Genomic DNA, 9854 nt, shown 5'->3' on the forward strand with positions numbered 1-9854 from the left:
TGACCTGGATGAGGCGACCCAGAAACAGCTGACGCGCGGCGAGCGTATGGTGGAAATTCTTAAACAGAAGCAGTATGTTCCGATGTCGCTTGCCAAGCAGGTGTTAATCATCTGGGCCGGTGTCAATGGATATCTCGATAGTCTGCCGGTCTCTCAGGTGGCGGCTTTTGAGGAGGGTTTCTTTGAGTTCTGTTCCAAGAATTTCCCCGACCTGGAGCATGTTATCGCCAAAGAAAAGGACCTCTCGCCGGAAACCGTCAATAAATTGAGACAGGCGGTGGAACAATTCAAGGTGCAGTTCACCAGTAAGTAAGTCAACATGCCGGCACTACGTGATGTAAAAAAGAGAATCCGCTCGGTAGTCTCCACGAGGCAGATAACGAAGGCGATGGAGATGGTGGCGGCGGCGAAATTGCGCAAGGCGCAGATGAAGATATTTCAGGTTCGCCCCTATTCCGAGAAGCTGGACCATATACTGCAGCATCTCTCGGCGGCGGCCTCGGGCGAATTGAGCCACCCGTTCTTTGAAAAGAGACCGGTGCACAAACAGACGCTGGTTCTAATCACATCCGACCGCGGCCTTTGCGGCTCTTTCAATACCAACCTGATTCGCCGCGCCTCGGAATGGCTGCAGGACAAGAAACCGGAAGAGGTGGAAATAGTCGTTGTCGGCAAGAAGGCTTTTGATTTCTTCAAGCGCCGCAAATGGCGGATAGCCGCCAAATATCTCGACTGGTCCGGCAACCTGAATTATGCTCGCGCCCGCGAAATGGTTGACTTCCTTACGCAGCGATTCTTAAACGGAGAAACCGACCAGATTGTCCTGATATATACGCAGTTCCTTTCGACCGTCCGGTACCGAATAACCGAAAAGATTTATCTGCCGGTCGAGAAACCAGCATCATCGGAAGCCCGGGCGAGCCATTTTGAATATATATTTGAACCATCGCCGGAACAGATTTTTGCGGGACTGATGCCCCGCTATGCGCTGACAAAAATGATTACCGCCCTGGCAGATTCTTTTGCATCGGAACATGGCACCCGCATGATTGCGATGGGAGCGGCGACCAATAACGCCGGTGAGATGATAGACACCCTGACTCTGCAGTACAATAAAGCCCGTCAGGCCGCCATTACTAAGGAACTGCTGGAAATTGTCTCGGGAGCGGAAGCCCTTAAAGGGTAGATTTTGAAAAAATGAATTTGCTATAGATGGAGTTAGTCAATGGCTGAGAATATCGGAAAAGTGGTGCAGGTGATTGGTCCGACCGTGGACTGCGAGTTCGATTCGGATAAACTGCCCCGGATACTGAATGCAATTAAGATTGAAGATACTGAAAAGAATGTCAATCTTACGGTGGAAGCGTCGATGCATATCGGCGACAATATCGTCCGCTGCGTAGCGCTGGCTTCGACCGACGGTCTTGTCCGGGGAATGAAAGCGATCGATACGGGAAGCCCCATTACCGTTCCGGTCGGCGTAAAAACCCTTGGTCGCGTTTTCAATCTGCTGGGAAATCCCATTGATGAACTCGAAAAACTGCCCTCTGATATGAAGCGGTACCCCATCCACCGTCCTTCGCCCAAATTCGAAGAGCAGGATACCGTGACCAGAATGTTTGAGACGGGAATAAAGGTCATCGACCTCCTCGAGCCGTACCCCAAAGGGGGAAAAGTCGGTCTGTTCGGCGGCGCCGGTGTCGGCAAGACCGTTATCATACAGGAGTTGATTCGCAATATCGCCACCGAGCATGGCGGCTATTCCGTTTTTTGCGGTGTCGGAGAGAGAACTCGTGAAGGAAACGACCTCTGGTTGGAGATGAAACATTCCGGCGTTATCGCCAAGACAGTGATGGTCTTTGGTCAGATGAATGAGCCGCCCGGAGCGAGACTGCGGGTGGGACTCTCCGGTTTGACGATGGCGGAATATTTCCGCGATGAAGAACATCAGGATGTGCTGATATTCATAGACAATATCTTCCGTTTCGTTCAGGCCGGCTCGGAAGTATCGGCGCTTCTGGGAAGAATGCCCTCCGCCGTCGGTTATCAGCCGACACTCGGCACCGAAATGGGCGCCCTGCAGGAGCGGATTACCTCCACCACTTCCGGCTCTATTACATCCGTGCAGGCGATCTATGTCCCGGCTGACGACCTGACCGACCCGGCGCCGGCGACCACCTTCTCGCACCTTGACGCAACGACGGTATTGTCGCGCCAGATAGCCGAGCTGGGAATCTATCCCGCGGTGGACCCTCTGGCATCCACCTCTCGAATTCTTGACGCCAACGTGGTCGGCGAGGAGCATTATAATGTTGCCCGTTCGGTGCAGCTGACCCTTCAGAGATATAAAGACCTTCAAGACATTATCGCCATTCTCGGAATTGATGAGCTTTCCGAAGATGACAAATTGATCGTAAGTCGCGCCCGCAAAATCCAGAAGTTCCTTTCCCAGCCATTCTTTGTGGCGCAGGAGTTTACCGGTCGGCCCGGAAAGTATGTAAAGATTGAAGACACTGTTAAAGGTTTCGGCAAGCTGATTAAAGGCGAGCTCGACCATATTCCGGAGCAGGCTTTCTATATGGCGGGCGGACTGGATGAGGTGCTGGCTAATTACGAGAAGATGAAATAGCGGATAGTCATGTTTACACTTTCGATAGTCACGCCGGAAAAGATTTTCTACGAAGGAGAGGTGGCATCGGTGATTCTCCCCGGGGGCGAAGGTTATCTTGGCGTCCTGACCGACCATGCGCCGCTTATAACATCGATTAAACCGGGGAAATTGACCATCCGCGACAAATCGCAAAGCACTATGCTTCTGGCGGTGTCGTTCGGATTTTTTGAGATTTCCGCCAATCATGGGACTCTTCTGGTGGATTCGGCCGAGTTTGCCTCGAATATCGACATAGAAAGGGCCCGCAAGGCGATGGAGCGGGCTCGTCAGAGACTGGCGGATAAGGCGGGGAATATTGATATCCCGCGCGCCGAGCGGGCGCTGGAGCGCGCGCGCAACCGGATAGCGATAGCCCAGTCGCGCGGCGAATAAAGAGTGGACTAAACCAGGGCATATTTCCTCTAATCTTCAAAGTGTCAAGGGGTTTGGAACCCTTTTTTTGGCTTGACTTTGTTGCCGCGGGGGCATAATTTTGTAGGCTATGAATTTAGACCTGAGAGACTTTACAGTCTTCCCGGTCGACCTGACAATCGAATCTGAAGCCGACGCCCAGGAATACGAACTGGCGGGTATTACGGTTCGTGATCTGATGACGGTGAAGATGAATATACAGAAGGTGAAGGAAGAATATTATTGCCAGGGGATGGTCAGGTTGCCGGTGGAAGAAGAATGCTCCCGCTGTCTTAATTTATTTGAGGCGGAACTTTCGGGAGATTTCAGTTTTATAGTAAAGACGGGCCCGCCGGAAATAGACTCGGTTGCGGTCGCAGAAGATGAGACGATTTATATTAATACCCATCAGCCGGTTATCGAGTTGACCGACACCATTCGGCAATCATTGGTGCTGGCGATACCTATGAAACCGCTCTGCAGCGAGGACTGCCGCGGTCTTTGCCCCAATTGCGGGGCAAATCTGAATGAGGAGACCTGCGAATGCCGGCTGGAGGATAGCGATGAACGCTGGGACGGGCTTAAGGACCTTTTGGAATAGACACTTTAGTTTGCGAAGGAAATAATATGCCACTGCCAAAACGAAGACACTCACACACGCGCGGCCGTAAAAGAAGAACTCACTGGAAACTTGCGACGCCAAATGTGGTGGAATGCGCGCATTGTCATCAGCCCAAACTGCCGCATCATATCTGCCCGCATTGCGGATATTACAAGGGCATTCAGATAACAACCCCTAAAGAAGCGTAATTTAAGCGCGGCTCCAATAATTTTATGAACAATGACGGCAGCGCCATCACGGTCGCCCTTGACGTTATGGGCGCCGATGTCTCGCCCGAATCGATTGTCGGAGGCGGACTGCTGGCGGCTCAAGAAATGGGCAGTAACCTTCATCTGGTTCTGGTCGGCAAGGTCGAGGTAATCAATGATTATCTCAAAAAACACCACCAATTGCCGGAAAATGTCTCTATTGAAAATGCTCCTCACGCCATCGCCATGAGCGATGCGCCGACGGAAGTCCTCAAGAAAAAAACTTCCTCCATTGCGGTGGGATTGGCGATGCAAAAGGAGAATCGGGCCGACGCCTTTGTTTCGCCGGGGAATACCGGCGCCGTCATGGCCGCATCATTACTGACACTGGGACGAATAGAAGGTGTCAGCCGCCCGGCGATAGTCTCATTCTTTCCTTCCGTTACCGGGAAACCTACTCTGGTACTGGATGTCGGCGCCAATGTTGACTGCAAGCCGGTTCATCTGTACCAGTTCGGGTTGATGGGCTCTATTTATGCCTCCCTTATGTATAGCCGGACTTCCCCCCGTGTCGGTCTTCTTTCTATCGGGGAAGAGCGCTCCAAGGGAAATGAAACGGTGCTTCAAACGCATGAATTATTTGCCAACTCGGATCTCAATTTTATCGGCAATGTTGAGGGACGGGACATTCTCAACGGCAAAGTTGATGTGGTCGCCACTGATGGTTTTGTGGGAAATGTTCTTCTCAAATTCGCCGAATCGGTGGAGGGATTCCTGACCACTTCTATCAAGCGTCAGGTGCAGACAAATATCTTCTCCCGTCTCGGGGCGGGACTTCTTTCCCCCTTCTTGCGCCGTCTGCGAAAAACCTTCGATTACGCCGAATATGGGGGCGCGCCGCTTCTGGGAGTGGACGGCGTATCAATAATATGTCATGGAAGCTCCTCCCCCCGGGCGATTAAGAATGCCGTTATTGCCGGCATGGAAATGGTGCGGCACCGCATTGCCGACAACATCCGGGAGGAAATGGTAAACAGCAGTAATGGAAACAGTAATGGCCAGGAAAATAAGAGGCAAAATAACCGGGTTAGGTTCCTTCGCTCCAACTCATCGACTGACTAATCTCGACTTCGAGAGGATGGTTGAGACGTCGGACGAGTGGATCAAATCTCGTACCGGCATAGTGGAGCGACGGGTCAGTAAGCCTGAAGATGAAGCGTCAGATATGGCGGTCGCCGCCGCCCGTCAGGCGATGAATATGGCGCAGGCGGCGCCGGAAGAAATTGATTTGATTCTTGTGGCAACGGTGACGCCTGATTACCGCCTGCCTTCCCAGGCATGCATCGTGCAAAAGAAGATGGGAATGAAAAACGCCGCGGCGATGGATATCGCCGCCGCCTGCGCCGGATTTCTGAATGGTATTTCCATTGCGGACGCCTATATAAAGTCGGGGCAATTCCGCAAGATACTGGTAATTGGCGCTGAAAAGCTTTCGTCTATTACCGATTACAAAGACCGGAATACTTGCGTCCTTTTTGGTGATGGCGCCGGCGCCGTTATTATTGAACCGACCGAAGATGAGCGGGGAATTCTATCAACATTTCTGAAATCAGACGGTCGCTTTGCGGAACTTCTCTGGATTCCTGACGGCGGCTCCAAATACCCGTATCAGAGTCTTAACGGAAGCGACCCGCGCGTCTATATAAAAATGAACGGCAGCGAGGTATTCAAACATGCCGTCCGGATGATGGGGGACGCCTCTTTGAAGGTTCTGGAAGATGCCGGCTTGACGGGTGAAGATGTCACCCTGATGGTGCCGCACCAGGCGAATATCCGTATCATAGAATCGACCGCCAAGAGAGTGGGGATTCCTATGGAAAAGGTGTACCTCAACATTGCATATTACGGCAACACCTCGGCGGCATCGGTTCCGCTGGCGCTGGATGAAGCGCTGCGGAACGGCAAAGTAAAGGAAAACGACATTATACTGATGGCGGCATTCGGCGGGGGATTGACCTGGTCGGCGGCCGTGGTCAGGTGGTAAATATATGAATAGAATTGGAATCGTCTTTCCGGGTCAGGCATCGCAGTATGTCGGGATGGGGCGTGACCTGTACGATGCGGACGCCCGGGTTCGTCGGCTGTACGAGGTCGCTTCAGATCGGCTCGGCGAAGATATTGCCAAACTCTCATTTGAAGGTCCGGCAGAGCGATTGAAAGAAACCCGTTTCACGCAGCCGGCGATACTGCTGCATTCGCTTTCGGTTCTGACGGTAATGAATGACGATATTCCTGCCGCAGCGTTGACGGCGGGGCACTCTCTCGGTGAGTACGCCTCTCTGGCGCTAACCAAGATTATAAGTTACGAAGAATCTGTTCTGGCGGTTATCCGGCGCGCGACACTTATGGAAGAGGCGTGCCGAAAGAATCCGGGAACGATGGCGGCGGTCATGGGGCTCGAGGAAGAGCAGATTGTCGATATCTGCAAACGGGCTTCTGTTAAAGGAGTGGTTGTGCCGGCGAATTTTAATTCTTCCAATCAAGTGGTGATTTCCGGTTCGCTTGATGGGGTCGAAGAAGCCGGCCGCCTTTGCAGGGAAACCGGAGCAAAGAGAGTGATTCCGCTTCAGGTGGGAGGCGCTTTTCATTCCCCGCTGATGGAATCGGCGACCGCCGGTATGAAAGAATACCTGGAGGCGCTGAAATTCCAAGAACCGCAAACAGGGCTGGTGCCAAATGTAACGGGAACGGTGGAAAGAAAGCCGGACAGAATTAAAGAACTGCTGGTGGCGCAACTTACTGCCCCGGTGCGATGGTATCAGACTATGAAGTATTTCCGGGATAATGGAATCGATACTCTTATCGAGATTGGTCCCGGAAAAGTTCTCACCGGTTTGGCAAAACGAGAATTGGATGGCGCGCAGATGATTAATCTTGACACGATGCAGGATATTCAGAATTTTGTTGCCGCCGCGGCGAAGTGAATTATGAAAAGATTTGAGAATAAAACGGCACTGGTTACCGGCTCGGCGCGAGGTATCGGCAAGGCTATAGCATACAGGCTGGGAACCGAGGGAGCAAAGGTGGTCATTTCCGATGTCCTGTTTGACCTGGCATCGGCAACGGCGGAGGAATTCCGCCGCGCCGGGTTTGAATCCCACGCGGTCAAAGCCGATGTCACCAAGGCTGATGATGTGGCGTCACTGGTTGAAGAAACGGTGACCCGGTTCGGCACCCTCGATATTGTGGTCAATAACGCCGGCATCACCCGGGACACGCTGTTGCTTCGTATGTCGGAGGCCGACTGGGACCTGGTGCTCAATATAAATCTTAAAGGGGCGTTTTTGATGACGCAGGCGGCGGCCAAAGTAATGATAAAACAGCGCTCCGGCAGAATCATAAATATTTCTTCGGTGGTCGGAAGGATGGGCAATGCCGGGCAGGCCAACTATGCCTCCAGTAAAGCCGGTTTGCTCGGTCTGACCAAGTCGGCCGCCAAGGAGCTGGCTTCGCGCGGTATAACCGTCAATGCCGTCGCCCCCGGCTATATCGCCACCGAAATGACAGAGAAATTATCTGATGCCGCGAAAGAGGCATTTCTAAATAATATTCCGTTAAAAAGGCCCGGAACACCCGACGATATCGCCGGCGTAGTGGCGTTTCTTGCTTCAGAGGACGCCGCCTACCTGACCGGTCAGGTCATCGGTGTGGACGGCGGGCTTCTCATGTAGAGAGCAATGCTAAACTGATAAAAGAAGGAGTGTGACCATGTCCTCAGACATTGAACAGAAAGTAAAGGAGATAATCGTTGAGCAGCTGGGCGTCGATGCCGCCCAGGTAACCGAATCGGCCCGTTTTGTCGAAGACTTGAGCGCTGATTCATTGGATACGGTGGAGTTGGTGATGGCTCTCGAGGAAGAGTTTTCTCTGGAAATTCCCGATGAGGATGCCGAAAAGATTACCTCCGTCGGCGACGCCGTCAATTATATAAAGGCTCATGTTAAGTAGCCGCACCCTAAAGGGGAATTGATAACATGAAATCTGTCAGAACGGTTGTAACCGGCATCGGTGTGGTTACTCCGCTCGGCTGCGACACCGGCAATTTCTGGCAAGCGCTGGTGGCGGGCCGAAGCGGTGTGGGGAAAATAAGCCGATTCGATGTGAGCGCCTACCCGACCCAGATTGCGGCGGAAGTCAAGGAATTTGACGAGAGCCGTTTTCTGGACAAGAAGGAAGCCCGTCGGATGGACCAGTCGGAGCAATATGCCATCGGCGCCAGCCAACTGGCAATTGATGATTCCGGCCTCGACCTCGCCAAAACCGACCTTGACCGCGCCGGGGTCGTCATCGGTTCCGGAATCGGAGGAATTTCGACCTTTGAGCAGCAGCATAAGACGCTGCTCAATTCCGGACCGGGACGGGTCTCCCCTTTCTTTATCCCGATGATGATAATAGATATGTGCGCGGGTCTGGTATCTATTCGCTTTGGCTTCCGCGGTCCCAACTATGCCACGGTTTCAGCCTGTTCATCGTCAGCCCATGCCATAGTTGACGCCTTCCGAATCGTTCAGCGGGGTGAAGCCGATATTATGCTTGCCGGGGGCGCCGAATCGACCATTACCCCGACGTCTCTGGCTGGCTTCTGCTCGGCACGGGCGCTTAGCACCCGCAACGATGAGCCGGAACGGGCTTCTCGTCCGTTCGACAAAGACCGGGATGGTTTTGTCATGGGTGAAGGGGCGGCGATTGTAGTTCTGGAGTCACTGGAATCGGCGCAGGCGCGCGGGGCAAAAATCTACGCGGAAATTATCGGCGCCGGTATGACCTCCGATGCCCATCATATAACGGCTCCGCTTCCTGATGGCGGCGGCGCTCGCCGGGCTATTCAGGCGGCCTTGAATGATGCCAATGTTAAACCGGACGAAATCGGCTATATCAACAGCCACGGCACTGCCACTGAGCTGGGTGATATTGCCGAGACTAAAGCCATTAAGGCTGTCTTTGGCGACTATGCCTACAAGGTCCCGATAAATTCGACCAAGTCGCTCATTGGCCACCTGCTCGGCGCCGCCGGAGCAATCGAATTCATCACCGGCATTCTCTCTATGCGCGCCGGTGTCTTGCATCCGACTATAAATCTGGATAATCCCGACCCGGAATGCGACCTCGATTATGTCCCGAATAAAGCCCGTGACTGGAAATTCGACATTTTCTTAAGCAATTCCTTCGGCTTCGGCGGGCATAATGTCAGCATTATCGGGCGGAGATTCAACGGTCAGCTGTAATCGTGGGAGTAATTGAGTTTTTTAGGAAATTGACCGGAAGTCCGGAGGGGGCAAATGATGAAAAACTGGTCGGAGGGGTGTATCAGAAGTTCGGTTATCTGTTCCAGAATCGTGCCCTTCTGATACAGGCATTGTCGCATCGTTCACATTCCCGCAATCTCAGCAATGCTGTTGAATCCAACGAGCGTCTGGAATTCCTGGGCGATTCTATTCTGGGTATGATTGTCTCCGAATATCTCTATATGAATTTCCCCGACTTCGATGAAGGAGATTTGACCAAAACCAAGTCACTTCTGGTGAATGAAGCCGCCCTTTCGATGATAGGCCGGGAAGCCGGGCTGCAGGATTTGATTCTGTTATCGCCCGAGGAGGAGAAATCGGGTGGGCGAATGCGCAGCTCCATAATATCGGATGCGGTGGAAAGTGTTATCGGAGCGGTCTATCTTGACGGCGGCCTCAATGCCGCCCGTATGGTGGTCCAAAAGATGATTATTTCCCGCATGGACCAGATAGTCGCCGACAGCAACCACCGCAACTACAAGGGAGAGCTGCTGGAATATCTGCAGGCTCGAGGCGAGGCGGTTCCTTTCTATGAAGTCATCTCGGAGTCGGGTCCCGACCATGATAAAATCTTCAAAATTGCGGTTCATACCTGCGGCAAAGTTACCGGCACCGGCGAAGGGCAGTCAAAAAAAGAG

Annotated in this window: 13 protein-coding genes; all 13 read left to right on the forward strand. The window is 52.8% G+C overall.

Going from position 1 to position 9854, the window contains the following annotated elements:
- Nucleotides 1–313: F0F1 ATP synthase subunit alpha (locus AB1690_00800; protein ID MEW6013839.1), on the forward strand; the 313-nt coding region annotated here is incomplete at its 5' end.
- A gap of 6 nt (nucleotides 314–319) precedes the next feature.
- Nucleotides 320–1186: an ATP synthase F1 subunit gamma gene (atpG, locus tag AB1690_00805; protein MEW6013840.1), complete on the forward strand. Its 867-nt coding sequence runs from the start codon at nucleotides 320–322 to the stop codon at nucleotides 1184–1186.
- 39 nt (nucleotides 1187–1225) lie between these two features.
- Nucleotides 1226–2629, forward strand: a complete 1404-nt coding sequence (gene atpD / locus AB1690_00810; protein ID MEW6013841.1) for a F0F1 ATP synthase subunit beta — start codon at nucleotides 1226–1228, stop codon at nucleotides 2627–2629.
- 9 nt (nucleotides 2630–2638) lie between these two features.
- On the forward strand, nucleotides 2639–3043 hold the full coding sequence (locus tag AB1690_00815) for a F0F1 ATP synthase subunit epsilon (GenBank protein ID MEW6013842.1): 405 nt from the start codon (nucleotides 2639–2641) through the stop codon (nucleotides 3041–3043).
- A 109-nt stretch (nucleotides 3044–3152) separates the two neighbouring features.
- On the forward strand, nucleotides 3153–3662 hold the full coding sequence (locus AB1690_00820; protein ID MEW6013843.1) for a DUF177 domain-containing protein: 510 nt from the start codon (nucleotides 3153–3155) through the stop codon (nucleotides 3660–3662).
- A gap of 26 nt (nucleotides 3663–3688) precedes the next feature.
- Nucleotides 3689–3871 (forward strand): 50S ribosomal protein L32, encoded by a 183-nt coding sequence (gene rpmF / locus AB1690_00825; GenBank protein ID MEW6013844.1) that lies wholly within the window; start codon nucleotides 3689–3691, stop codon nucleotides 3869–3871.
- Between the two features lie 24 nt (nucleotides 3872–3895).
- Complete coding sequence (plsX, locus tag AB1690_00830) at nucleotides 3896–4993, forward strand: phosphate acyltransferase PlsX (GenBank protein MEW6013845.1); 1098 nt, start codon at nucleotides 3896–3898, stop codon at nucleotides 4991–4993.
- Entirely contained in the window at nucleotides 4926–5915 is a 990-nt protein-coding gene (locus AB1690_00835; protein ID MEW6013846.1) for a beta-ketoacyl-ACP synthase III, read from the forward strand. Before plsX ends, AB1690_00835 begins: the two co-directional genes overlap by 68 nt.
- A 4-nt stretch (nucleotides 5916–5919) precedes the next feature.
- Entirely contained in the window at nucleotides 5920–6855 is a 936-nt protein-coding gene (fabD, locus tag AB1690_00840; GenBank protein ID MEW6013847.1) for an ACP S-malonyltransferase, read from the forward strand.
- A gap of 3 nt (nucleotides 6856–6858) precedes the next feature.
- Entirely contained in the window at nucleotides 6859–7602 is a 744-nt protein-coding gene (gene fabG / locus AB1690_00845; protein ID MEW6013848.1) for a 3-oxoacyl-[acyl-carrier-protein] reductase, read from the forward strand.
- Between the two features lie 37 nt (nucleotides 7603–7639).
- Nucleotides 7640–7879, forward strand: a complete 240-nt coding sequence (acpP, locus tag AB1690_00850) for an acyl carrier protein (protein MEW6013849.1) — start codon at nucleotides 7640–7642, stop codon at nucleotides 7877–7879.
- 26 nt (nucleotides 7880–7905) lie between these two features.
- Nucleotides 7906–9156, forward strand: a complete 1251-nt coding sequence (gene fabF / locus AB1690_00855) for a beta-ketoacyl-ACP synthase II (protein MEW6013850.1) — start codon at nucleotides 7906–7908, stop codon at nucleotides 9154–9156.
- Nucleotides 9157–9185: 29 nt separating this feature from the next.
- A partial coding sequence (gene rnc, locus AB1690_00860) for a ribonuclease III (GenBank protein MEW6013851.1) occupies nucleotides 9186–9854 on the forward strand: 669 nt, incomplete at its 3' end.

It is taken from the genome of Candidatus Zixiibacteriota bacterium (assembly GCA_040753495.1).
Classification (GTDB): domain Bacteria; phylum Zixibacteria; class MSB-5A5; order GN15; family PGXB01; genus DYGG01.

What these genes read in the sequence shown, in the direction of transcription:
- atpD (MEW6013841.1), top strand. Translation starts at nt 1,226, where the DNA reads ATGGCTGAGAATATCGGAAAAGTGGTGCAGGTGATTGGTCCGACCGTG.
- atpG (MEW6013840.1), top strand. Translation starts at nt 320, where the DNA reads ATGCCGGCACTACGTGATGTAAAAAAGAGAATCCGCTCGGTAGTCTCC.
- fabD (MEW6013847.1), top strand. Translation starts at nt 5,920, where the DNA reads ATGAATAGAATTGGAATCGTCTTTCCGGGTCAGGCATCGCAGTATGTC.
- fabF (MEW6013850.1), top strand. Translation starts at nt 7,906, where the DNA reads ATGAAATCTGTCAGAACGGTTGTAACCGGCATCGGTGTGGTTACTCCG.
- acpP (MEW6013849.1), top strand. Translation starts at nt 7,640, where the DNA reads ATGTCCTCAGACATTGAACAGAAAGTAAAGGAGATAATCGTTGAGCAG.
- fabG (MEW6013848.1), top strand. Translation starts at nt 6,859, where the DNA reads ATGAAAAGATTTGAGAATAAAACGGCACTGGTTACCGGCTCGGCGCGA.
- AB1690_00820 (MEW6013843.1), top strand. Translation starts at nt 3,153, where the DNA reads ATGAATTTAGACCTGAGAGACTTTACAGTCTTCCCGGTCGACCTGACA.
- AB1690_00815 (MEW6013842.1), top strand. Translation starts at nt 2,639, where the DNA reads ATGTTTACACTTTCGATAGTCACGCCGGAAAAGATTTTCTACGAAGGA.
- rpmF (MEW6013844.1), top strand. Translation starts at nt 3,689, where the DNA reads ATGCCACTGCCAAAACGAAGACACTCACACACGCGCGGCCGTAAAAGA.
- plsX (MEW6013845.1), top strand. Translation starts at nt 3,896, where the DNA reads ATGAACAATGACGGCAGCGCCATCACGGTCGCCCTTGACGTTATGGGC.
- AB1690_00835 (MEW6013846.1), top strand. Translation starts at nt 4,926, where the DNA reads ATGGCCAGGAAAATAAGAGGCAAAATAACCGGGTTAGGTTCCTTCGCT.